The organism is Nonomuraea sp. NPDC050783 (assembly GCF_040802095.1).
In the GTDB taxonomy this organism is placed as follows: domain Bacteria; phylum Actinomycetota; class Actinomycetes; order Streptosporangiales; family Streptosporangiaceae; genus Nonomuraea.
Window position 1 is genome coordinate 249,506 of record NZ_JBFAHK010000011.1, and the last position, 23,121, is coordinate 272,626.

Genomic DNA, 23,121 nt, shown 5'->3' on the forward strand with positions numbered 1-23,121 from the left:
TCACGCCGGAACCCCGATCCAGGTCCTGGCCAGGCGCTGCACGGCCGACCCGTCGGGGTCGGCGAGCTTGCGCGCCAGGTACGCCGACACCCAGTCGCTGGTGGGGATCCGGAACGGCGGATCGTCCTCGCCCAGCGCGCGCACCACCACCTCGGCCACCTCCCACTTGGACTGGCCGGCCGCCTCCCAGCCCGCGCCGCGCACCCAGTCGAGGTAGGCGTCGAAGGTCGGCGCGTACGGCCCGGAGGCGTCGCGGATGGTCCCCCGGTTGATGTCCGGAAAAATCCCGAACTCGGTGTCCGGGACGAAGCCCGGCACGACCACGCCGACCCGCACCCCGTGCGCGGCCGCCACCGGCGCCAGGCTCTCCATGAACCCCTCGACGGCGCACTTCGCCGCCGCGTACGCCTCGTTGAACGGCTGCCCGACGACGCCGTGCACGCTGCCGATCGTCAGCAGGCGGCCACGGGCGGCGCGCAGCAGCGGCATCGCGACCCGGCTCACGGCGATGACGCCGAAGAAGTTCACCTCCAGGTTGGCCCGCAGGGCCTCCATCGTGGACATCTCCATCGTCGGGTCGAAGTTGGAGACGCCGGCGTTGTTGACCACCGCGTCCAGTCGCCCGTACTCCTCGCGCACGCCCTGGAGGCACGAGGCGATGGACGCGGCGTCGGTGACGTCGAGCCGGCGCACGTCAAGCGCCACCCCGGCCCGGCCGGCCTCCTCGCGCAGCGCGCCGGCCCTGGCCGGGTCGCGCATCGTCGCCACCACGGTGAGCCCGGCCCTGGCGGCGGTGACCGCGGTCGCCAGGCCGATGCCGGACGACGTACCGGTGATCAGCACGATCATGCCGGGCTCCTCTCCAGTGCTCTGGCCCGGTCCAGCAGCGGCTGGATCCCCACGGCGGGCAGGAACGAGAACGCGGCCAGCAGCGTGCCGCCGGCCATGACCACCTTGGCCGCGCCGAGCACGCCCAGCCCGCCGGTCAGCAGGGTGACCGCCGTGCCCCCGGCGAGCGCGGCCAGCGGGATCACCCCCCACGTCACGCTGCGGAACGCCGCGTGCATCACGCCCTGGTTCTCGGCCGCCATCCGCGACTGGCGGATCGGCGCGCTGCAGACGTTGATGCACGACATGAAGAAGCCGTAACAGCCGAACGTCACGCCGATGACGGGCGCGGCGGGCAGTGCGGGCGCGGCGAGGATGCCCAGGCCGACCAGGCAGTGCAGCAGCAGCCCCCAGGCCATCGTCCGGCCGAGGCCCAGCCGGTCGCTGATCCTGGGCGCGACGAGCGCGCCGATCACCGCGCCGCCCGCCCCGGCCGACATCGCCGCCCCGAACACGCCCACCGGGATGCCCAGGCCCTGGTAGGCCAGCACCGGCAGGACCGTGACGAAGACCGGGCCGCCCGAGTTCAGGGTCACGGCCGCCACGACCACCCGGCGCAGCACCGGATCGGCCCAGTTCAGCCGGAACCCCAGCACCAGCCGCGACCACACCGAGCCCTGCTGGACGGTCCTGACCCCCCAGGGCCGCATCGCGCGGAAGCACGCCGCGGAGACCAGGTAGCTGGCCGCGTCCACGAGCAGCGCGGCCACCCCGAGCACGTGGTACAGGCCCGCCGCGATCGACGGCCCGGCCACCTCGGACACCGTGCTGCTGCCCTCCAGGCGCGAGTACGCCCGCACCAGCTTGTCCTCCGGCACCGTGGTGGGCACGGCGACGAGGTAGCCGACGTTGAAGAAGATCGTCGCGCCGCTGATCACCGCCACGCAGACGAACAGCAGCGGGGTGGACAACACCCCGGCCCAGTACGCCACGGGGATCGCCGCCACCGCCACCAGCCGCACGACGTCGCACATCAGCATGGTCAGGCGCTTGTCCCACCGGTCCACCAGCACCCCGGCGACCGGCCCCAGCAGGGGGATGCCGAGGTACTGGGCCATGGCCACGACGCCCACCTCGAACGCGGAGGCGTGCAACACGAAGATCATCAGCGTCGGGATCACGAACACCGTGATCCGGTCGCCGACGAGGCTCACCGTCTGGCCGCCCCAGTACAGGTTGAACTGCCTGCCCAGGGAGCGCGGTGGCCTCACGGCTCCTCCCGCACGACGAAGCCGGCGGTCTTGCCGGTGCGCTCGTTGCTGATCAGCGCGTCCACGGCCCTGACCCGGAAGGCGTGCGGGTCGTGCTGGAACGCCGTGCTGATCGTGAACGTCGCGGACATGAGCTCCCGGCGCAGCCGTTCGGGCAGGTCCGGCGGCGCGTCCCGGCCGGTCAGCAGCAGCACGTCCACCGTGGAGACCCGGCCGCGCTGCTCGGTGATGAGGACCTGCGCCCTGGAGACGCCCGGCTCGCGCTCGGCCCGGGCGACGATGTCGTCCACGTGCAGCCCCAGGCCGCGGACCTGCACCACCGAGTCGCGGCGGCCCAGCAGCCGCAGCGCCCGGCCCTCCCGGCCGCACCCGCACGTCACGAAGCGGCCGGCGTCGCCGGTGCGGTAGCGCAGCACCGGGTTGAGCACGTCCGGGTCGAGCGTGGTGAAGTCCAGCAGCTCGTCGGCGTCGGCGTGGACGAGCTGCGCGGGCAGCGGATGGAAGACGTCCGGCGGGCACTGCGGGGTGTTGGTGCCGACGACCCAGGTCTCCGTGCTGCCGAACATGCCCCAGCGGCGCGCGTCCGGCGCCACCACGGCCAGGTCCTCGTCGAGCTGCGGGTGCCACGCCTCGCCGAGCCAGAGCACCTTGCGCAGCGCGGGCAGGCGCACGCCGGTGGCCCGCGCGTGCGCGAACCACAGCCGCAGCACGCTGGGGGTGCCGCCGAACGCGGTCACGCCCTGGGCGGCGAAGAACTCCAGCCAGTCGCCGTACTCCTCCCTCGCCACCGAGCCCAGCGCGATCACCCGGCAGCCGGACAGGTCGGCGAAGGCGGCGGCCAGGAAGTGGGCGCCCCACATGCGGCCGGCGCCCCAGCCGTTGACGAAGACGTCGTCCGGCTCCAGCGGGCGCCACTGCTCGTACACGCCGGCCATGTAGAACCCGGTGGGGGCGTAGCCGACCTTGGGCGCGCCGGTGCTGCCGCCGCTCTGGAAGAGCCAGGTGGCGCCCCGCCCGGCCTTGGGCGCCAGGTGGGCCAGCGCCACGTTCAGGTCGTCCTTCACCAGCGGGGGAAGCGCGGTGACGTCCTCCAGCGTGAGCACCTTGCCGCAGCCGGCGTAGCGCGGCGCGAGCGCGGGCACGCCCTTGAGCCGTTCCAGGGTCCGCCTCGGGACGTGCAGGCGCGGCTCGGCCGCCTCGGGCGGCAACGAGAACGATCCGGTCATTTCTTCACCTGACTTTCGGTCAGCCAGCGGGTGTGGGCGTCGCGGTAGGCCGTCCAGCGGGCCCGGGTGATGTCGCGCTGGAGCGTGCGGTGGGGGTCGCCGAAGTCGGGCGCGATCACCCCGTCGGGTTCGAGCTCGGAGAGCCAGTACCGCTCGCCGTCGAACAGGAAGTCGACGCAGAAGAAGGGGAGGGGCAGCTTCTCGTAGAAGTACGCCGTCGCCTCGGCCAGCTCGGGCGGGACGGGCGGGAACTCCATCGCGCCGCCCCGGCTGGCGTTGGCGACCGGCGAGCCGGGCTCGGGGATGCGCTTCATCACGGCGTACGGCTCGCCGTCGATGACGTAGACCCGGTAGTCCACCGTGCCGTCGCCCAGGTAGGGCTGGATCACGAGCGTGGTGTCGCCGCCCTGCGCCAGGCTGGCCAGGCCGCGGATCTCCTCGGCGTCGCGGGCCAGGTTCACCCCGCCGCCGCCGCACCACCCGGCCGGCTTGACGATGGCCGGGTAGGTCAGGCTCTCCAGCGCCACCTCGTACAGGTGCTTGCTGGTGTCGCGCCCCGTCCCGATGCGGAGCGTGGGCACCGGCGGCACGGGCGAGTCGCGCAGGAGGAGGATCGTGGCCAGCTTGTCGTTGGCGACGGGCGACAGGCCCGGCGGGAACGGCAGGTAGAAGCCGGCCTGCTCCAGCACGGCGTACAGCGCGTACTGGTTGAAGACGTCCATCGACTGGTAGGGCAGGGAGTACAGCGCGGTGATGAAGAGCGTGTCCTCGGGGGTGACGGGCTCGTCGTCCACGTAGACGCGCGGCTTGCCGGGCTCCAGGCCGTCCACCGTCACCGCGTCCGGCGCGTGCCTGCTCCACCTCAGGCCCAGCTCGGCGGCCACGTCGGCGTAGAGGTCCCAGAAGAAGGGATGCCACATCGCGGTGGCCCGGGTGGACTCGCGATCGGGGAAGATCCAGCACATGCGGCGCAGCGTGCTCGGGGTCATGGTCGTCCCTCTCCGCCGGCCCACCAGCGGCGGCCCGGCTCGGGCAAGGTGTCGATCGGGTCGTAGTAGGGGAAGCGGCGGTCCGGCTCGACCGGCCGGAGCCCGGTCCCGTGGTTCTGGGTCCAGTACGAGATGCCGCGCTCCCGGTCGTACTCCGCCACCTGGTGGACCCAGCGCTTGCCGACGTAGGGCACGTCGCACACGAGCCGCGGCGTGGCGTAGCCCGGCAGGTAGCCCATGATGGCCTCCTGCAGCCGCTGCGCCCGGTGGAGCGGGATCCGCCAGTGCTCCGCGTTGGGGATCAGGTCGCAGAGGTAGAAGTAGTAGGGCAGGATCCCGGCCTCGCCCTGGAGGGCGAAGCAGAGGTCCAGCAGGTCGCCCGGGGTCGTGTTGACGCCCCGCAGGAGCACCCCCTGGTTGCGCACGTCCCGTACGCCCGCCGCGAGCAGGGCCCGGGCCGCCTCGGCGACCAGCGGCGTCACCGAGCGCGCGTGGTTGGCGTGGGTGTGCACGGCCAGGTTCACCCCGCGGGCGCGGGCGGTGGCGGCCACCCGGCCCATCCCCTCGACCACGCGGGGCTGGAGCCAGTGTTGCGGCAGGCCGACCAGCGCCTTGGTGGCCAGGCGGATGTCCCGTACGGACTCCAGCTCCAGCAGCCGCAGCAGGAACGCCTCCAGCCGCGGCCAGGGCAGGTTGGCCAGGTCGCCGCCGGAGACCACCACGTCCCGCACGGCGGGCGTGCGCTTGAGGTAGTCCAGCATCAGCTCCTGCCGGTCCACGGGCCTGAGCGCGAGCCGGGCCTTGACCACCTGCGGGGTCGAGGTGCCGACCAGGTCCATCCGGGTGCAGTGGCCGCAGTACTGCGGGCAGGTGGACAGCAGCTCGGCCAGCACCTTGGTCGGATAGCGGTGGGTCAGCCCCTCCACCACCCACATCTCGGCCTCGTGCAGCGAGTCGCGGCACGCGCGCGGGTGGCTGGGCCAGACCGGATGCCGGTCGGAGGCGACGGGCAGCAGGTAGCGGCGGACCGGGTCCGCCAGGAACGCCCGCGTGAAGGCGGCCGGATCGCCCGGGGCGTCCGGCGCCATCACGTTGAGCAGCTGGGGCGTGATCAGCGTGGACATGGTCGCGAACCGCGCGCGGTCGGCCGCCAGGTCGGCGTAGAAGGACTCCTGGAGCAGGTCACCGACCACCGCGCGCAGTTGCCCGGCGTGCTGCACGCAGTGGGCGCGCTGCCACTGGGCATCGCGCCACTGCGCGTCGGTGACGCCGCGCCAGCCTGGCAGCCGCCGCCAGTCCGGCTCGACGAGCGGGCGGCGCGCGTAGGTGTACGGACCGGGGGCGGCGTCGGCGCTCATCTGATGGCTCATCCGGCGAGCAGCATCGCGTGGCGGGTCCGCAGCTCCCGCTTGAGCACCTTGCCCGTGGGGCCGAGCGGGTAGTCCTCGTCGGTCCGCGCGATGATCACGGCGGCGAGCGTGGCCAGACCGGCGTCGGACAGGGCCTTGTTCGCCTTCTCCATGACCTCCTCGGCGGTGGCGCCGGCGGCGCCGGCCTGCAACCGCACCACGGTGATCGGGCGCTGCCCCTCCCCCGCCCCGCCGGGCACGCCGACGACCGAGCAGTCCTGGACGAGGTCCGCGCAGTCGGCGATGAGGACCTCCTCGATGGGCAGGCTGTAGACCGGCCCCGCCAGGGTGTCGATGACGTCCACGGTGCGGTCGAGGTGGTAGAAGTTGCCCTCGCCGTCCCTGCGCGCCACGTCCCCGGTCAGCCAGTAGCCGTTGAGCTCGAAGCTGCTGGTCAGCTTCGGGTCGTTCCAGTAGCCGGGCGTGCGCGAGGGGGTGATCACGGCCAGCAGGCCGACGGTGCCGTCGGGCACCTCCTCGCCGTTCTCGTCCAGCACCGCGGCCCTGATCACCGCGTCCTGCGCCTTGCCCACGCACCGGTCGTCGCGCGGGGTCTCCGGCGTGGTCACCTGGCCGAAGAGCGCCATCCCCATCTCCGAGGAGCCGAGCCCGTCGATGAACTGGGAGCCGGGCAGCGGCTCGCCGGCGGCGGCGCCCCGCGGCAGCAGCCACGACTTGATCAGGCCGGCGGGCCGCTCGCCGAGCTGGACCAGCCGCGCGATGTGCCCGTAGTGGGCGCTGTCGCCGGTGTTGAACCAGGAGTGGACCCTCGCCGCGGCCCTGACCGGCAGCTCGCCGGTGGCCAGCTCCACGAACGTCCTCGGGAAGGAGGCCACCATGGTCGGCTGGAACGCCTCCATCACCGGCTCCACGGTCGCGCGCCGCCAGTCCGCCATGACCACGGTCGGCAGCCCGAGCAGCACCGCCGTGAGGAAGTAACTGAGCCCGCCGGCGTGGGTGTGCGGCATGAGCGACATCAGCCTGTCGTACGGCTCGGCGGGGAAGCGCACCATCCGCGGCTGCTTGCCGTCCCAGAAGCTGCGGTGCCCGAGCATCGTCGACTTCGGGGTGCCGGTGGTGCCGGAGGAGTGGATCAGCGCCACGATGTCGTCCGGGGCGTGCCGGTAGGGGTACTCCTCCGGTAACCGGCCGGAGCCGGCGTCGTGGGCCCGCACCTCGGCGGCCAGGGCGATGAACCTGGGCCGGCTCCGTGGAGCGTTCCGGTAGGCCAGGAGCAGCCTGGTCGTGTCGTCGGCGACGATGCCGACGACGCCCACGTGGTCGAGGTAGCGGACCATGACGTCGGGGCGCATCGCGTCGTTGACCATCGTCGGGATGGCGCCGAGCGCCGTGAGCGCCAGGAAGTGCAGCAGGGGTTCGAGCCCTTCGGCCACCACGACGCCCACCGGCTCGCCGGGCCGTACGCCGTTGGCCCAGTACCACGTGGCGTACCGGTCGCGCAGCGCCGCCAGGTCGATGAGGCTGTGGCCGCGCAGCACCACCTCGCCCCGGTGGTCGGTGTGGTGGCTGTGGACGAACGGCACCGCCCGGTTCGGGTTGGCCGCCAGCGCGTGGTCGAGGAAGTTGCCCGCGCCCAGTCCCGGCTCGGTCATGAATCCCTCCCGGACGGCCAGGGGGGCGATGGACGTGCTGTCAGTCATGGAGATCCCTCCGTCGGTACGTCGCGTCGATCTCGGCGGCCACCCGGTGTCCCGACCGGATGGCGCCTTCCATCAGTCCGAAGAACTCCGTGCTGGTCTCGGTGCCGGCCCAGTGCACCCGCCGGTGGGGGGTCGCCAGCCGGGGGCCGAGCCGCGTCCAGTCCCCCGGCCCGAACAGCGCCGCGTAACAACCGCGGCTGTAGCGCTCGTGCACCCAGTCGGTGACGTGGCAGCCGATCGGCTCGGGCAGCCCGGGGAACAGCCGCGCGGCCTGGGCCAGCGCCCGCTCGCGCTGCTCGGCCGCGGGCAGCGCCGCGTACCCGAGCGCTTCCCTGCCGGTCACGAACCCGGTCAGCACGCCCACCCCGCCGGCCGCGGGCGAGTCGTCCACGGTGGACAACAAGGGGCCCCGCGCGTTGACCGACCAGCCGGACAGCCCCTGCTCCCGCCAGGCCGGCGCCGGGTAGACCAGGTGGACCTTCACCGCGCAGCCGGGCGCCGTACGGGTGCCGGAGCGGGGGGCCGGCAGCCCGGGCCGGTACTCGATCGCGTCGGCGAGCACCGGCGGCACCGCGACCACCGCGGCGCGGGCCCGGACCGACGCGGTGGCCGTGACGACGGTCACGCCGTCGCCGTCCTGGTGGATCGCGCGCACCGGCTCGCCGAGCCGCACCCGCTCGCCCAGCCCGGCCGCCAGCCGCCGGCACACCTGGTGCGCGCCGCCGTCGATCCGGTGCTCCTGCGCGCCGCCCGCGAAGGCGTTGAGGTAGCGGACCCCGCCGCCCGAGCGGAGGTAGAAGGCCATGTGCAGGACGGACACGTCCGCCGGGTCGGCGGCCATCATCTCGCCGAGGAACAGCGGGAAGAACAGCCGCGCGTCCGGATGGCGCAGGTGCTCGCGGGCCCACTCGGCCGCGGTGAGCGCGTCCAGCCGGGCGGCGTGCGCGGACAGCCAGGGCGCGTCCGCGCGCACGCCGCGGTCCAGCTCCTCCAGCGCGTCGAACAGCTCGCCGAGCGCGACCGCCGACAGCGGCGGGAACCGGCCGGCCCTGGTGCGGTCCGCGCCGCCGAGCGCGAACCGGCTGGCGCCGTCCATCGTGGTCGGGGTGGTCTTGAGGTCCAGCTCGGCCAGCAGGGCGGCCAGCGCGGTGTGCCGGTCCCCCAGGTACGCGGCGCCCGCGTCCACCCAGGCGCCCGGGGCGACCTCGATGCCGTGCGTGCGGCCGCCGACCCGCTCGCGGGCCTCCAGGACGGTGACCTCGACGCCGCGGGCCGCGAGGTCGGTGGCGGCGGTGAGCCCGGCCAGGCCGGCTCCCACGACGACGACGCTCATGCCGGGCTCTCGACCTTCCCGGCGTCCTGGATGTTCCTGGTATCTGGGATCTTCCCGGCGTCCTGGATCTTCCTGGCCAGGGCGGCCGGGGTCGGCGCGTCGAGAAAGTCGTCGAATGCGAGCTCGACGCCGCTCGCGCGGGCGACGGCGCTCAGGACGCGGGTCGCGAGCAGCGAATCCCCGCCCGTCAGGAAGAAGTCCGAGTCGGCGTCGATACGCGGGTTCTCCAGGACGCGCCGGAACACGTCCGCTACGGCATGGACATTCACGGAATGGTCTCCCTCAAACGGTGGTGGAGGCGTATCTCCGGTGCGAGCCGGCCCGGTCGACCTTTCCGCTCGCCGTGTAGACGAGCTCGGGGACGACGGTGATCCGGCTGGGGACGAGATGGCGGGGCACGAGGCCGCTCAGGTAGTCGCGGACGTCGGAGGCCAGCGCGGCGTCGGACGCCGGCGTGGCGTCGCCGCCGGCGGGCGGGGCCGGGACGATGTAGGCCGCGAGCGTCGTGTGGTCGGCGACGGTGACGCCCGCCACCGCCACGGCGCCCACCCGCGGATGGCCGGAGATCCGCGCCTCGACCTCGCCCGGATCGACCCGGATGCCGCGGATCTTGAGCTCGTGGTCGAGCCGGCCCTGGTGGACGAGCGTGCCGTCGGCGGCCAGGGCGACCCGGTCGCCGGTGCGGAAGTACCGCTCGGGGCCCAGCTCGACGAAGCGCTCCGCGGTCGCCTCCGGCAGGCCCCGGTAGCCCAGCGCCAGCGACGGGCCGCCGACCAGCAGCTCGCCGTCCTCGCCGAGGCGCTGCCTGACGTGCGGCAGGGGGCGCCCGATCGGCACCCGCTCCCCCGCCGCCCCGGCCGCCGCCGCCGGGCCGTGCAGGTCCACGGCGTGGGTGATGAGCGTGGTCTCCGTACATCCGTAGGTGTTGAGCAGGCGGATCCCGCCGGTGGCGAGCGCGCGCCAGTCGGCCAGCCGCGCCGGGCTCACGGCCTCCCCGCCGATGACGACCAGCCGGACGCACGGGGGCAGCGTGGCCCGCTCGTCCACCAGGTGGCGCACCAGCTCGTGCCAGAACGCCGACGGGAGGTCCAGCACGGTGATCCGCTCGGCGGCGATCATGCGGAGCATGCGGTGGAACGATCCCGAGTGGGCGTGCTCGTGGAAGACCAGCGTCGCGCCCGCGGTGAGGGTGGGCAGGATCTCCTCCAGGCAGGTGTCCCAGCTCAGCGAGGCGAACTGGAGGACGCGGTCGCCGGGGGTGAGGCCGAACAGCTCGCGCAGCGCGCGGGTCGCGGTGGTGATGGCCCGCCTCGGGACCACCACGGGCTTGGGGGCGCCGGTGGAGCCGGAGGTGAACAGGATGTACGCCGGTTCGTCCCCCGCCACGCGCACCACGTCCGGTCCGGCCGCCGGGGCGGCTTCGGCGGGCGCCGCCGGGTCGGTGGTGATCACCGTCGCGCAGCCGCTCGCCGCCAGCAGCGCCCGCCGCCTCGGCTCCGGGTACGCCGGATCGACGGGCACGTACGTCCCGCCCGCCGCCAGCGTCCCGAGCAGGGCGGCCACGGTCGCCGGCGACCGCGACGTCAGCACCCCGACCGCTCCGGGACGCGGGCCGAGCCGCCGGGCGGTCGCGCGTACCCACGCGTGCAGCTCGGTGTAGGTGAGGGTCCGGCCGTCGTACGCGATCGCCGGGCGTTCGGGATGGCGGCTGACCGCGCCGGCGAAGTCCCGCGACACGTCGTCGTCGTGCGAAGGGAAGCGCGGGTGGAAGTGCGAAGAGAAGTGCGAAGGGAGGTGCGAAGGGAGGTGCGGAGGGAACAAGGTTGCCTCTTTCCGCGCCGGCCCGGCGGGAACCGGCGTATTTTCATCCCACGTTCATTCGACTTCGAATGAAGCCCCGAGAACGCGTTCAGAGTGCCGCAAGGCGTAGTACGGGGGCTGGAGTCCGTCAGGATTTCCACTGGACTGCGTCTCGTGTCTTCCGTGTGGCGGCCTGTAGCCACGACGTGTCAGACGGGGAGCGATATGCCAGGCGAATTAGAACTTTCGGGCCTCGACCACGTACTGAAGATCGGACTGCTGGGAGCGGTGCAGGCGTGGCGCGGCCGCCAGGAGATCCCGCTCGGACCGCCGCGGCAGCGGGCGGTGCTGGCGTTGCTGGCGCTGGAGGCGGGCCGGGTCGTGTCGGTGGCGCGGCTGATCGAGGGGCTGTGGGGGGAGCACGCCCCGGCCGGCGCGAAGGGCCTGGTGCAGGGGTACGTCTCGCGGCTGCGGCCGGCCCTGGCCGGGGGCGGCGTCACGATCGTGTACCACCCGCAGGGTTACCTGCTCGAACTCGCCGCCGAGCAGGTGGACGTGCACGAGTTCAGGAGCGCGGTCGCCAGGGCGCGGGCCCTGGAGACCGACGACGCGCAGGCCGCCGGCCTGAGGCGCGCGCTGGCGCTGTGGCGGGGAGAGCCGCTGGCGGGCGTCTCCGGCGGCGGGCTGCTGGACCGGCTGCGCGACGCCCTCGGCGAGGAGCGGCTGGCGGTCACCGAGGAGTGCCTGAACATCGAGACGCGGGCGGGCCGGCACCCGGGGCTGGTGCCCGAGCTGGTCTCGCTCGTCGCGGAGCACCCCTTCAGGGAGGGCCTGGTCGGATTGCTCATGCTGGCGCTGTGCCGGGCGGGCCGCCGGGTGGACGCCCTGGAACGGTACGAACGCACCCGCCGCCGCCTCATCGACGAGCTGGGCCTGGACCCCGGCCCAGAGCTGCGGCAGCTACGCCAGCGGATCCTGCGAGGGAACGTTCCCGCGGCCTGGTCGCCCGCCCTCTCCGTCCCGGCCGAGGCGGAGGTCCCGGCGCAGTTGCCGCCGGAGCCGGGCCAGTTCACCGGGCGGGAGGCCGAGCTCGGCCTCCTGGACGCGGTCGCGGCGGGCGGTGACACGGCGGCCATCTCCATGATCACGGGCGGGGGCGGGGTCGGGAAGACGGCGCTCGCCGTCCGCTGGGGGCACCGCAATCACTCCCGGTTCCCGGACGGCCAGCTCTACGTCAACCTGCACGGCCACTCGCCGGCGCGGCCGCTGCGGCCGATCGAGGCGCTCGGGCAACTGCTGCGGGGGCTCGGTGTGCCCGCGGAGCGCGTACCTGGCTCGGAGGAGGAGGCCAGCGCCGCCTACCGCAGCCTGCTCGCCGACCGGCGGGTCCTGGTGATCCTGGACGACGCCGGCAGCGAGGAGCAGGTCCGCCCGCTGCTGCCCGGTGGCCGGCGCTGCGCCACGGTGATCACCAGCAGGGACCGCCTGGACGGCCTCGTCGCCCGGGACGGCGCGGTCCCCGTCCCGCTCGGCATGCTGGCCCCTGACGAGGCGGGCACGCTGTTCGGCAGGCTGCTCGGCGGCGAGCGCCTGGCGGCCGAGCGGGACGCCGCCCGGGAGCTGGCCAGGGCCTGCGGCTACCTGCCGCTGGCGCTGCGCATCGCGGCGGCCGGCATCCTCGTCCGGCCCGGCGGAGGCATCGCCGGCCAGCTGCGCCGGCTCACCGGCACCCGGTTGTCCTCGCTGGCGGTCAACGGGGATCCGCACACGGCGGTGCGCAACGCGTTCGACCTGTCCTATCGCCGTCTGGACCCGCCGGCGCGGCGGTTGTTCCGGCTGCTCGGCCTCGTCCCCGCGCCCACGTTCACCGCCGGCGCGGCCGCCGCGCTCTGCGGCGCGCCGCCGGCGGAGGCCGACCACCTGCTGGGCCGGCTGGCCGCCGCGCACCTCGTCGAGGAGAGCGAGCCGGGCCGCTACGCCCTCCACGACCTGATGGGCGAGTACGCCCGCGAGCGCGCCCGGGCCGAGGAGAGCGAGCCCGCCCGCGCCCGCGCGCTGGCCGCGCTGAGGGCCTGGCAGCGGCGGGACGCGCGGAAGCCCGGTCCCGAGCCCGAATCCGAGCCCAAGCCCGAACCCGAACCCGAACCCGAGCCCGAACCCGAGCCCGAGCCCGTGATCTGACCCGATGCCGGGCGGGGCCTCCTCCGGCACCGGGCCAGGTCAGTCCAGGACGCGCAGCGCCCAGGGCCAGTGCGGCGCCTGCGCGGGGATGCACGTCCACGCGATGACCTGGCCGGTCGCGACGAGCGTCTTGCCCATGCGGTCGCACTCGGTTTCGAGCAGGTAATAGTCGTAGGTGTACCAGACGGCGAACGACCGCTCCTCGACGGAGGTCGACGCGGCGCCGGCCGTGCCCGCCGTCCCGAGAGCGAGCCCGAGCCCCGGCCCGAGGGCCACCAGAACGGCCGCGAACAGTTTCCTCATCATCTCCGCCTCACCGTCAGTCCAGGACCCGCAGGTCCCACGGGGTGATCTGCTGGCCCGAATCCACGCAGGCCCACGCCCGGTACGCTCCCGTCGCGACGAGGTACTTGCCGGCGCGCGTACATTCGTCGAGAGAGCCGTAGAAGTTGTAGTGGTGCCATACCGCGGCTTCCGCGGAGGCGGATGCGGCGGCTCCCCCGGCCGATCCGCAGGCGAGGCCGATCGCCACCAGGCCGGTGGCCAGTAATGCTCTGCCCATGCTGCACTCCGATGTCCAGATGCGGGAGACTCCAGCGATTATGAGCAGGGCCGACATGCCATCAGAAGGCCATTGACCGGGCATTACCCGGACATTCCGCGCGAACCGTCCACCGCCGCCCCTCACTCGTACAAGACGATTGGCAGCAATCGTTCGGCTTTTGGCAGGACCTGAAGTGGATCGAGGGGACGTCCGTCTCAATAGTTTGAGGTGATCCCGGCACCATTCGAAGGGGCGAGAGCACATGTTGGGTACACGGATCCTCAAAGCGATCGGCGGGACGCTGGCCGCCCTGGCCTTGACCACCGCGCCGGCGTACGCCGGCACCGCCGCGAGCACCGGCAGCCCGCCCGAGGTCGGGGTGGCCGCCTGCGGCTGGGACCCCGACGCCTTCGGCGCCTACTACAACCACTGCAACTCCAGCGTCTGGGTCTGGATCCGCGTCGAACGGCACCTCGGGCTGCCCGGCTTCGACAGGTGCGTCCCTCCGGGGCGCACCTACCTCGGCTCCACCTCGGACGTCCGCTACGCCTGGTACAAGGGCTCCACCTGCTGACCTGGCCACCGCCGGACGGGCGTGGCGGGCCTTGCCGGATCCCCGGCCCTCATGAGAGGGAGGAGGAAACCGGCGACAGGAGCCTTCCATGACGACACCGGGCCTTCCCCGCGACACGACCGAGGCCGCCACCTCCGGGTACGGCCTCGGTCTGCACCACGTGCAGCTGGCCATTCCTCCCGGCAGCGAGGACGAGTGCCGCCGCTTCTACGTGGAGGTGCTGGGCATGACCGAGCTGCGGAAGCCGCCGGCCCTCGCCGCACGCGGCGGGCTGTGGGTGCGCGCCGACCGGCTGGAGATCCACCTGGGGGTCGAGCAGGACTTCCGGCCGGCCCGCAAGGCGCACCCCGGCATCCTGGTCGGGGATCTGACCGCCCTGGCCAGGCGGCTGGAGGCGCACGGCGTGGAGATCACCTGGGACGACAGCTTCCCGGGGCACCGGCGCTTCTACGCCTTCGACAACCTGGGCAACAGGCTGGAGTTCCTGAGCCCGCGACCCTGATCCGCCACGGACGAACGGACCCCGTCACGGGGTGCGCGCTATGTGGTGAGGGAGTCGAGACGCTCGCGTCCCTTGTCCGTCAGCGACGCCAGGTGTACCCCCACGCCGAAGCTGGTGAGGCCCGCCCTGGCCGCCTTCGTGAACTCCGCGACCACCACGTCCGACGGGAACTCCTTGACCAGGACGTCGTAGGCCGCGAATCCGTAGTCCCGCACGGCGACGAGGATCATGTCCGTGTTCAGCTCGGATTGTTCCACGATCTCCTCCAGCGGGTCGCCCGGCCCCTTCACAGTCCCATCATCCGCCGGGACCCGCCACCCTCGGCGCCTTTTCCGGCTTCCGATCACGATGTGAGTAAGGGGGTACTCAGGCTCGGGCGCCACGGGCGGCGCATTCTGGCGGGGAAAGGGAGGGCGACCGGCCCCTCTTCCCCACAGGAGGCTCACCATGACGCTGCTGAAGGACGTCAGGGGACCGTGGCGGATCATCCAGCAGGGCGGGACCGTGCTGGACGTCAACGTGTTCAACCAGGACAAGGAAGGCTTCATCGACGGCACCATCAAGCACGGGAACAACACCGTGACCATCGAGGACGCGCGGGTGTCCCAGACCCAGATCACCTTCAGGGCGCCGTGGTCGTCCCACAGCAAGGGGCGCTACACCGGGAATTTCGACCTCCAGGGTCACATCCAGGGCATCACCTTCGACGAGCTGAACACCGGGGTTCAGGCGACCTGGGCCACCCCGGACAAGCTGTTCGGGGACGTCGACTTCTAGCGACCCGTCCTGAGCTGCGGGAGGCACCGGCGGAGGGGACCGGACATGAGGAAACGAACGGCCGTGGCGCTGGCAGTCGCCGGCTCCACGAGTGCCTGCGATCCGGCGCCGGGACCGTCCGGGCCGTCGTCGGGGTACTACGAGGCGCAGGAGACGGCGGTGGGGATCCACTACCTGAACCACCGCCTGGGACAGCACTGCCCCACGCAGCAGGCGAACACCGGGCTCCGCGACCTGGCACGAGCGCACAGCAAGGACCTGGCGGAGCACCACGCCACGCTGATCGACCAGTACGGCGAGAACGACAACCGGCGCGGCCACGGCTGGACCTACCTCACCCACGACTTCGGCGGATGAGTCGTGGCCCGAGCGCGGCGGGCGAGGGGCGTCACGCCGGGCCCGGACGTTCCGGATGGCCCTGCCCCCGCGCCGCCACCACGACGAGCAGCCCCGCGACGGTCCCGGCGAAGTACGGGGACGGCACCAGCAGGACGCCTCCCACCCCGCACCACGCCGCCAGGCCCCAGCCGATCCCGGCAGGCACGGCCACCCCTCGGCCCGCGAGGCGCCAGACCAGGCACCCCAGCAGGGCCAGAGGGACGGCGAAGCTCCCGGGGCCGGCCCAGAAGGTGACCGCGTTCCGCAGGGAGGCGACGGCCGTGAGGGAGAAGTCGAGCGGGACGGCCGCCCACAGGCCCCGGCCCGCCCAGCCGGCGACGTCCTCCCAGGCGATCACCACCGCCAAGGACAGGTGCCCGGCTCCCAGCACCACCATGATCCCGCTCGCCCACCGCAGCAGCCGCTTCCTGGTCCTGGCGTTCATGCGCTCTCCTGTCCGTGGTGGTGACTGTTCGCCGGCTCGCGCGCGGCACGATCACACGTCCGATACTTCTATGCTGACCAACATAGGCTATATCGACGAACATACGCCCTGTTATCCGGCATAGCCGTTGGCCGGCGAGCTCCGCCCGCGCCCGGCGACACGGCGAACCCGCTCGGAAAGCCCTGCTCTTATGTCGCTCAACATAGGATGAGATCCCCGGCACAGAGGAGGTGGCGTGACGACGCGACGGGAGCAGACCAGCAACGAGAGCCGCGAGCTGATCCTCAACGCCGCCGCCGAGCTGTTCGCCGAGAAGGGTTACCGGCAGACGACGTTCCACGACGTGGCCCACCGCTCGGGCATCAGCCGCGGCTCCATCCCGTGGCACTTCGGCAGCAAGGAGGGCCTGCTGCTGGCCGTACTCGAACGTTCGGTGGCCGGGCTCCGCGACGGCCTGGCCGCCGTACCCGCACCCGGAGCCGGGTCGGGCGAGCCGGGCTTCGAGCCGTTCGAACGCGGGGTCGGCGCGATGTTCGCCCTCCCGACCACCAAGCTCTTCGTCACCCTGCTGGTCGAGGCGCTGGAGCCGGGCTCGCCCATCCGCGACCGCTACATCGAGATCCACGACACGCTGCGCGAGCACTGCAGGCGCTGGCTCGAACGCCTGCCGCTGCCGCCGGGCCTGTCGGCGGAGCCCCTGGCCGTCGCGCTCATCGGCGCCGGCATCGGCATCCACCAGCAGTGGCTGCTCGCCCCCGACCGCGTCAACGCCCCCGAGGCCCTGGCCACCCTGCGCACCCTGGTCGCCGGCCTCCTGCCCCCGGCACACGACTGACCGGAGTCAGGCGAAGCGCCAGGCGGCATCGCTCTCGTAAAGGTGCGCCAGCGATACCGCGTGGGGCCCGACGCCCATGTGGCTCCGGTCGAACCGCACCCCGGTCACAGCGGTGGCCACCGCGTCCTCGTCGAACACGTACTCGTACGCCGGCAGCAGGCCGACCGCCGTCAGGTGATCATTGAGCGCGTCGGGGGACCGGCCCAGGCGCTCACCGGGGAGATGGACATCTAACACGGTGACCGTCTCGCCATCCACCGCATAGGCGAGCTGGGCGTTCACCAGGAAGTCCCGCAGCACCACGACAACCCTTGTGCCACGCGAAAGGCGGCGGATCACGTCATGCATCATGCCGCCGTACCCTCCGCTCTCGAACATGATCGACCCGGCGCCACCGGCGTGTACGCAGGGCGTCCTCTACCCAGTCAGGCGACATCTCCGAGATGAAGGTGACGCAGAACCCGGTCGTCCAGTGGGGGAACTCGTCGGACATCAGCCACGCATAGCCGGCGGGATCCGGGACGGGCATCTTCCTGCCTTCCAGCTCGACCAAGGCTGAGAGATCAAGTATCGCTCCCAGCGAGCTCCCTGGGACTCTGCGATGGTCGCCGCCACGGGACCAGTGTCCGGCGCGAGAAAGGGCAGGCTGTGGCCGGCACGATGAAGTCGCACGAGCACGACCGGTGCCACCGCATGAGGTGCGGGGCCGGTACGCGAGCACCCACCGGGGCGCGGGGCCCCGGCGGCGAGCGTCGTCACGCCAGGGCGCCGTCCTCCTCCGTGGCCCGGGGCCGGCTCTCACCGGCGAGGGCGCCGCGGGCGTGGGCGCGGACGTCGGCGTCCGAGTCGGACAGGGCGGCACGCAGCGCGGCGGCCACCTCCGGCCGGTCCGCCCAGCGCGACAGGGCGAGCACGGCCGCCTTGCGCACGTCGAGGTTGGCGTCCGAGAGCGCTCCGACGAGCGGCCCCGCCGCCACGTCCGCGTCCGCGGCGGCCAGGCAGCGGGCCGCTCCGACGCGTACCTGCCAGTCGGGGTCGTGGACGGCCCGCGCCGCCTCGATCTCCAGCGGGGCCCCCGCCGCCCCGGACGCCTCCAGCGCGGCGGCGCGGACGAGCGGGTCGGCGTCGGCGGCGAGGGCGGCCAGCGCGGCGGACGGCTTGCCGATGAGGCCCAGCCCTCTGGCCGTCCACACCCGGACCTCCCGCGACGGGTCCGTGGCGGCGGCGGCCACGAGATCGGCCTCGTCCAGCGACACCAGCCCGCGGATCGCCTCGATGCGTACCCGGTGGTCGGCGTCGGCCAGCCCGGCGGCGAAGGTCCGGCGGTCGCCGAGCCGGAGGGCGCGCAGGACGTCGAGCGCGCACGCCCGGACCACGGCGTCCTCGCCGTCGAGCCGGCCGGCGAGGGCGGCGCCGAGCTCCGCCGTCGCGGGCAGGACCTCGACCAGCTCCTTCAGGGCGGTGGCCGCGGCCCGCCGCACCGTGCCGTGGGCGTCGCCGAGCGCGGCCACCAGCGCCGCGTCCGCGCCGTCGGGGACGATCTCGGTGAGCGTGGCGATGGCGGCCCGCCTGACCCTGGGGTCGGGGTCGGACAGGTAGGGCGCCAGCCGCGCCGCGGTGGGTTGCTCCTCGGCGAGCCGGTGCAGCTCCAGGATGCGCGGCGAGCGGCCGACGACGGTCCGGCCGGCGCGGGTGGTGGCGGCCCGCCGCACGGTGGTGGCGGTGTGCGCGCCCAGCGACACCGGCTCGGCGGCGGCCGGCGGGGCGAACTCGGGGACGGGCACCAGGTAGGGCTCCACGGGGCGCTTGACGAACTCCATGGCGCCGTCGCCGCGCCTGCGCAGGTTCAGGTGGAAGAGCCAGGCGGCGTCGTCGCGGGCGGGAAGGTCGGCCCGGTCGTGGTACAGGCCCCATCGGCTCTCGGTGCGGGTCAGCGAGGCGCGGGCCGCCATCTCGGCGCAGTCCCTGATGAAGTCGACCTCCACGCAGCGCATGAGCTCGTGCGGGGTGCGCGCGCCCATCCCGGCGATCTCCTCGCGCATCCGCTCGAAGGACTCCAGGGCGAGCTCCAGCTTGGCGGCCGTCTTGGGCGGCGTCACGTAGTCGTTGACGAAGCGGCGCAGCTTGTACTCGACCTGCTGCTGGGGTGGCCCGTCCGGATGGCGCAGCGGCCGGTAGACCAGGGCGTGGGCGTCGGCGATCTGGTCCTCCGGCAGCGTGTCCGGCGGCGCGACGGCGTGGGCGACGGCGTGGGCGCCGGCCAGGTCGCCGAAGACGAACGCGCCGATCATGTAGTTGTGCGGCACGCAGGCCAGGTCGCCAGCCGCGTACAGGCCCGGGACGGTCGTCGCCCCGTTCTCGTCCACCCACACCCCGGAGGCCGAGTGGCCGCCGCACAGGCCGATCTCCGAGATGTGCATCTCCACGTCGTGGGTGCGGTAGTCGTGGCCGCGCCCGGCGTGGAACGTGCCGCGCGTGGGCCGCTCGGTGGTGTGCAGGATGTTCTCCAGCGCCGCGACCGACTCCTCCGGCAGGTGGGTCAGCTTGAGGTAGATCGGGCCGCGGGCCGAGGCGATCTCCGCGGCGACCTCGGCCATCATCTGGCCCGACCAGTAGTCGGAGTCGACGAACCGCTCGCCCTTGTTGTTGACCTGGTAGCCGCCGAAGGGGTTGGCCACGTACGCGCAGGCCGGGCCGTTGTAGTCCTTGATCAGCGGGTTGATCTGGAAGCACTCGATGCCGCTGAGCTCCGCCCCCGCGTGGTAGGCCATGGCGTAGCCGTCACCCGCGTTCGCCGGGTTCTCGTAGGTCCCGTACAGGTAGCCGCTGGCGGGCAGGCCGAGCCGGCCGCACGCGCCGGTGGCGAGGATGACCGCGCCGGCGCTCACCGTGACGAAACGCCCGGACCTGGTGTCGAACCCCGCCACGCCGACCGCCCGGCCACCGGAGATGAGCACCCTGACCGGCATCACCCGGTTCTCGATGCGGACCCTCTCCCGGATGTCCCGCCGGCGCAGCACCCGGTACAGGACCTTCTTGACGTCCTTGCCCTCCGGCATGGGCAGCACGTAGCTGCCCGAGCGGTGGACGCGGCGCACGGCGTACTCGCCGTACTCGTCCTTCTCGAACTTGACGCCGTAGCGCTCCAGCCGCCGGACCATGTCGTGGCCCCTGGTGGCGGTCTGGTAGATCGTCTTCTGGTTGACGACCCCGTCGTTGGCCCTGGTGATCTCCGCCACGTAGTCCTCGGGGGTGGCCTTGCCCGGGATGACCGCGTTGTTGACGCCGTCCATGCCCATGGCCAGGGCGCCGCTGTGGCGGACATGCGCCTTCTCCAGCAGCAGCACGCGCGCGCCCCGCTCGGCCGCGGTGATGGCGGCCATCGTGCCGGCGGTCCCGCCACCGACGACGAGGACGTCGCACTCCAGGTGCAGGCGGTCCTCGATCGCAGGGATCTCCATCTACAGCTCCTTCACGATCCTGTCGCGCAGCCCGGCGTGCTGGTGCTCGCCGGTCCCGCGTACGTCGAACACCGCGCGGACGCCGTGGCCGCCGAGCACCGCGACCCGGTCGGCGAGCAGCAGCGCCTCGTCCACGTCGTGGGTCACGAAGACGACCGTCGCCTGGGTGTCGCGCAGCACGTCGAGCAGCAGGTGCTGCATCTGGGCCCGGGTCTGGGCGTCGAGCGCGCCGAACGGCTCGTCCATCAGCACCGCGCGCGGCGCGGCCACGAGGGCGCGGGCGAGCTGCACGCGCTGGCGCATGCCGCCGGACAGCTCGCGCGGCAGCTTGTCCTCGGCACCGGACAGGCCCACGCGCTCGACCCACTCCCGCGCCGCGGCGGCGCGCTCCCGCCGGCCCACCCCGCGGATGCGCAGGGGCAGCTCGATGTTGCGCAGGACGCTCCGCCACGGCAGCAGCCCGTCGTCCTGGAAGACCATGGCGCGCTCGGCCGAGGTGCCGGTGACCTCGGCGCCGTCGGCCCGGACGACCCCGCCGGCCGGCGGCAGCAGCCCCGCCAGCGCCCGCAGCAGCGTGGACTTGCCGGAGCCCGACGCCCCCACCACGACCAGCACCTCGCCCGGCACGATCCGCAGATCGACCTCGCGCACGACCAGGTCACGGCCGTAGCCCAGGGACAGCCCCTCTAGGGCGAAGCCGAGCCCGGCCGGGGGTGCCGTGCGGACCCCGGGCACCACGGCGGTCATGACGCGCCGTCCTGGGCCCTCGGCAGCCAGCGGGTGACCCGCCGCCCGGCCAGCTCCACGACGGCCGAGGTCAGCCAGCCGAGCAGGCCGATGGTGAGCATCCCGACGATCACCCCGGGATAGTCCACCAGCGTGTACGCCTGCCACGTCCGGTACCCGACGCCGAACTCGCCGGAGATCATCTCCGCGGAGATCACGCAGATCCACGACACCCCCATGCCGACCGACAGCCCGCCGAACACGCCGGGCAGGATCCCCGGCAGGACGACGTGCCCGAGCACGTGCAGCCGCCGGCCGCCGAGCGTCCTGACCGCGTCCTCCCAGAGCGTGGGCAGCGCCCGGACGGCGTGCCGGGTGCTGACCAGGATCGGGAAGAAGGCGGCCACGAAGGTGATGAAGACGATGCCCTGCTCGTCGGTGGGGAACAGCAGGATCGCCACCGGGACGAGCGCGATCGCCGGGATCGGGCGGACCGCCTCCAGCAGCGGCAGCAGCACGTCCCTGGTGCGCGCCGACCGCCCGAGCGCGATGCCGGCCGCGATGCCCGCGACCGTGGCCAGGCCGAACCCGGTGAGGATGCGGATCAGGCTCTGCAGCAGGTCCAGCGCGAAGACCGGGGTGGCGAGCTGCCGGACGGCCTCGCCGGCGATCTCGTCGAGGGTGGGCAGCCGGTCGAACCTGAGCCACAGCCGGGCGTCCGTGGCGGTGAGCGCCTGCCACAGCCCGGCCGCCGCCAGCACGGAGCCCGCCCTGACGACCCATCTCCCGGTCATGCGCCGGCCTCCTTGAGCGCGGCCTCCTTGAGTGCGGCCTCGTACGTGACCGGCTTCGCCTTCGGATGGCCGGCCCGGTAGGCGGCGGCGCCGTCCCGCGTGGTGAAGGGCAGGAAGTCGGCTCCTTCCTTCAGCCACACCGCGTGGTCGGCGAACCAGCGGGTGCCGGTGACCGTGTCGGGGACGTACGCGGCACGGACCGCGGACCCGGCGGCGGCGACCTGGCGCAGCAGGCAGGTGGGGGTGGCGGCGGGCTGCGTCGTGGCGGCGCCGTCGAGCCACAGCTCCGACGCGGTTGCCGGGTCCTCGACCGCGCGGCCGCACACGGGGTCGGTGCCGGTGATCCTGGCGGGGTTCGCCGTGGAGGCCACGTCCTTGTCGTAGGCCGGGCCGTAGGCCCTGCGCAGGTAGGAGTCGTTGACGAAGGCGGGGACGTCGACGCCGCCGAAGCCGTCGCCGATGCGCTTCAGGAACGGCACGTCGTGCTCGTGCGCCGCCTGGAGCTGGGGCTTGAGGGTGACGTCGAAGGTGGAGATGCCGCCGGGCCCGTTGTAGAGGTAGACGACCTCGGGGGGCAGGCCGGTGACCTCGGCCACGGACCGGGCCGCCGCCAGCGGGTGCTCGTGCAGGTAGCGGGTGGCGTCGATCTGCGCCTTGAGGAAGGCGTCCACCACGTCGGGGTGCTCCTTGGCGTACGCCTGGCGCACCACCACGCCGTGGAAGGTCGGCACGTCCAGCGCGGAGCCGTCGTAGAGCAGGCGGCCCTTGCCCTGGAAGACCAGCAGGCCGGGCCAGGCCACGAACTGCGCGTACGCCTGCACGCCGCCCGACTCGAGCTGCGAGGCGCCGACGGCGGGCTGGTGGTTGACCACCTCGACCCCGGTGACCCCGGCCTTCTCCAGCGCCTGCACCAGGGTGCCGTGCCCGGCGGAGCCGACGCTGGCCGAGACCTTGGTGCCCTTCAGGTCGGCCAGGGTCTGCGCCGTGGAGCCGGGCGGCACCACGACCATGTTGAGGCCGCCGCGCAGGTTGTAGCCGGTGGTGGAGATGAGCTCGGTCCGCGCGGCGGGGATGTCCCAGGTGCGGGAGGCGTTGATCAGCAGCGGGTAGTCGCCCATCGAGCCGATGTCGATCTTGCCGGCGACCATCTTCGCGGTGATGGGGGCGCCGGTGTCGTAGTCCTGCCACTCGACGGCGTACTTGTCGCCGAGCCGCTTCTCCAGGTAGCCGAGCGAGCGCAGCAGCGTGCCCGCCGTGACCGTGTTGATGGTCTTCGACTGGTAACCGATGACCAGCTTCGTCTTGCCCGTGCTGCCCGCCGCCCCGGCCACCGAGCAGCCGGCGGCGGCGACGAGGGCGAGGGCCGCCAGAACGGTACGCATGGTCG

General features: G+C 73.2%; 23 protein-coding genes and 1 pseudogene. 6 read left to right on the plus strand and 18 right to left on the minus strand.

All coding sequences use genetic code 11. The annotated features are described in order from the left end of the window. From AB0H75_RS28320 to AB0H75_RS28360, 9 genes are read right to left on the minus strand one after another with little or no spacing between them, the layout of a single operon-like run. A complete protein-coding gene (locus AB0H75_RS28320) occupies positions 1–849 on the minus strand; it encodes an SDR family NAD(P)-dependent oxidoreductase (RefSeq protein WP_367801243.1) in 849 nt (282 codons plus the stop codon). After that, positions 846–2,099, minus strand: a complete 1,254-nt coding sequence (locus tag AB0H75_RS28325) for an MFS transporter (RefSeq protein WP_367801245.1) — start codon at positions 2,097–2,099, stop codon at positions 846–848. The genes AB0H75_RS28320 and AB0H75_RS28325 overlap by 4 nt, the downstream gene beginning before the upstream one ends. After that, on the minus strand, positions 2,096–3,325 hold the full coding sequence (locus tag AB0H75_RS28330) for an AMP-binding protein (RefSeq protein ID WP_367801247.1): 1,230 nt from the start codon (positions 3,323–3,325) through the stop codon (positions 2,096–2,098). Before AB0H75_RS28330 ends, AB0H75_RS28325 begins: the two co-directional genes overlap by 4 nt. Further along, a complete protein-coding gene (locus AB0H75_RS28335) occupies positions 3,322–4,314 on the minus strand; it encodes a RimK family alpha-L-glutamate ligase (protein WP_367801249.1) in 993 nt (330 codons plus the stop codon). The genes AB0H75_RS28330 and AB0H75_RS28335 overlap by 4 nt, the downstream gene beginning before the upstream one ends. Beyond that, a complete protein-coding gene (locus AB0H75_RS28340) occupies positions 4,311–5,672 on the minus strand; it encodes a KamA family radical SAM protein (RefSeq protein WP_367801251.1) in 1,362 nt (453 codons plus the stop codon). The genes AB0H75_RS28335 and AB0H75_RS28340 overlap by 4 nt, the downstream gene beginning before the upstream one ends. A gap of 8 nt (positions 5,673–5,680) precedes the next feature. Beyond that, positions 5,681–7,384, minus strand: a complete 1,704-nt coding sequence (locus tag AB0H75_RS28345; protein ID WP_367801253.1) for a class I adenylate-forming enzyme family protein — start codon at positions 7,382–7,384, stop codon at positions 5,681–5,683. Beyond that, complete coding sequence (locus AB0H75_RS28350; protein ID WP_367801254.1) at positions 7,377–8,717, minus strand: flavin monoamine oxidase family protein; 1,341 nt, start codon at positions 8,715–8,717, stop codon at positions 7,377–7,379. The genes AB0H75_RS28345 and AB0H75_RS28350 overlap by 8 nt, the downstream gene beginning before the upstream one ends. Beyond that, complete coding sequence (locus AB0H75_RS28355) at positions 8,714–8,986, minus strand: phosphopantetheine-binding protein (protein ID WP_367801256.1); 273 nt, start codon at positions 8,984–8,986, stop codon at positions 8,714–8,716. Before AB0H75_RS28355 ends, AB0H75_RS28350 begins: the two co-directional genes overlap by 4 nt. A gap of 13 nt (positions 8,987–8,999) precedes the next feature. Next, positions 9,000–10,454, minus strand: a complete 1,455-nt coding sequence (locus AB0H75_RS28360) for an amino acid adenylation domain-containing protein (protein WP_367801258.1) — start codon at positions 10,452–10,454, stop codon at positions 9,000–9,002. 288 nt (positions 10,455–10,742) lie between these two features. Here AB0H75_RS28360 and AB0H75_RS28365 point away from each other — a divergent pair, with 288 nt between their 5' ends. Beyond that, positions 10,743–12,698: a BTAD domain-containing putative transcriptional regulator gene (locus AB0H75_RS28365; protein ID WP_367801260.1), complete on the plus strand. Its 1,956-nt coding sequence runs from the start codon at positions 10,743–10,745 to the stop codon at positions 12,696–12,698. A 39-nt stretch (positions 12,699–12,737) separates the two neighbouring features. Here the strand turns inward: AB0H75_RS28365 and AB0H75_RS28370 are convergent, their stop codons facing one another. Together AB0H75_RS28370 and AB0H75_RS28375 are read right to left on the minus strand one after the other, a co-directional pair. Next, on the minus strand, positions 12,738–13,004 hold the full coding sequence (locus tag AB0H75_RS28370; RefSeq protein ID WP_367801262.1) for a hypothetical protein: 267 nt from the start codon (positions 13,002–13,004) through the stop codon (positions 12,738–12,740). 13 nt (positions 13,005–13,017) lie between these two features. Further along, on the minus strand, positions 13,018–13,260 hold the full coding sequence (locus AB0H75_RS28375; RefSeq protein ID WP_367801264.1) for a hypothetical protein: 243 nt from the start codon (positions 13,258–13,260) through the stop codon (positions 13,018–13,020). Between the two features lie 244 nt (positions 13,261–13,504). Here AB0H75_RS28375 and AB0H75_RS28380 point away from each other — a divergent pair, with 244 nt between their 5' ends. Both AB0H75_RS28380 and AB0H75_RS28385 read left to right on the plus strand, forming a co-directional pair. Next, the gene (locus AB0H75_RS28380; RefSeq protein ID WP_367801266.1) at positions 13,505–13,816 is read left to right on the plus strand and encodes a DUF6355 family natural product biosynthesis protein; all 312 of its coding nucleotides are present in this window, start codon (positions 13,505–13,507) and stop codon (positions 13,814–13,816) included. 88 nt (positions 13,817–13,904) lie between these two features. After that, positions 13,905–14,318, plus strand: coding sequence for a VOC family protein (locus AB0H75_RS28385; RefSeq protein ID WP_367801268.1), 414 nt, complete (start codon positions 13,905–13,907; stop codon positions 14,316–14,318). A 38-nt stretch (positions 14,319–14,356) separates the two neighbouring features. Here AB0H75_RS28385 and AB0H75_RS28390 read toward each other — a convergent pair whose 3' ends face one another. After that, positions 14,357–14,608 carry a hypothetical protein gene (locus AB0H75_RS28390; protein ID WP_367801270.1) on the minus strand — a complete coding sequence of 84 codons (252 nt, stop codon included), beginning with the start codon at positions 14,606–14,608 and terminating at the stop codon, positions 14,357–14,359. A 157-nt stretch (positions 14,609–14,765) separates the two neighbouring features. On the opposite strand from AB0H75_RS28390, the gene AB0H75_RS28395 reads away from it, so the two are divergent. Further along, the gene (locus AB0H75_RS28395; protein WP_367801272.1) at positions 14,766–15,095 is read left to right on the plus strand and encodes a hypothetical protein; all 330 of its coding nucleotides are present in this window, start codon (positions 14,766–14,768) and stop codon (positions 15,093–15,095) included. 45 nt (positions 15,096–15,140) lie between these two features. Next, a complete protein-coding gene (locus AB0H75_RS28400) occupies positions 15,141–15,452 on the plus strand; it encodes a hypothetical protein (RefSeq protein WP_367801274.1) in 312 nt (103 codons plus the stop codon). A gap of 31 nt (positions 15,453–15,483) precedes the next feature. Here AB0H75_RS28400 and AB0H75_RS28405 read toward each other — a convergent pair whose 3' ends face one another. Next, entirely contained in the window at positions 15,484–15,918 is a 435-nt protein-coding gene (locus AB0H75_RS28405) for a DUF6463 family protein (protein WP_367801276.1), read from the minus strand. Positions 15,919–16,153: 235 nt separating this feature from the next. Between AB0H75_RS28405 and AB0H75_RS28410 the strand changes: the two genes are divergently transcribed. Continuing rightward, positions 16,154–16,753, plus strand: coding sequence for a TetR/AcrR family transcriptional regulator (locus AB0H75_RS28410; protein WP_367801278.1), 600 nt, complete (start codon positions 16,154–16,156; stop codon positions 16,751–16,753). Between the two features lie 6 nt (positions 16,754–16,759). Here AB0H75_RS28410 and AB0H75_RS28415 read toward each other — a convergent pair. The 5 genes and pseudogenes from AB0H75_RS28415 to AB0H75_RS28435 all read right to left on the minus strand — a co-directional run. Then, positions 16,760–17,137, minus strand: a pseudogene (locus AB0H75_RS28415) (DUF6461 domain-containing protein); the annotation flags it as partial. 371 nt (positions 17,138–17,508) lie between these two features. Further along, a complete protein-coding gene (locus AB0H75_RS28420) occupies positions 17,509–20,214 on the minus strand; it encodes a fumarate reductase/succinate dehydrogenase flavoprotein subunit (protein WP_367801280.1) in 2,706 nt (901 codons plus the stop codon). Next, positions 20,215–20,961, minus strand: a complete 747-nt coding sequence (locus tag AB0H75_RS28425) for an ABC transporter ATP-binding protein (protein ID WP_367801282.1) — start codon at positions 20,959–20,961, stop codon at positions 20,215–20,217. Next, positions 20,958–21,734 (minus strand): ABC transporter permease, encoded by a 777-nt coding sequence (locus AB0H75_RS28430; protein ID WP_367801284.1) that lies wholly within the window; start codon positions 21,732–21,734, stop codon positions 20,958–20,960. The genes AB0H75_RS28425 and AB0H75_RS28430 overlap by 4 nt, the downstream gene beginning before the upstream one ends. Beyond that, positions 21,731–23,116: an ABC transporter substrate-binding protein gene (locus AB0H75_RS28435; protein WP_367801286.1), complete on the minus strand. Its 1,386-nt coding sequence runs from the start codon at positions 23,114–23,116 to the stop codon at positions 21,731–21,733. Before AB0H75_RS28435 ends, AB0H75_RS28430 begins: the two co-directional genes overlap by 4 nt. Between the last annotated feature and the right edge of the window lie 5 nt (positions 23,117–23,121).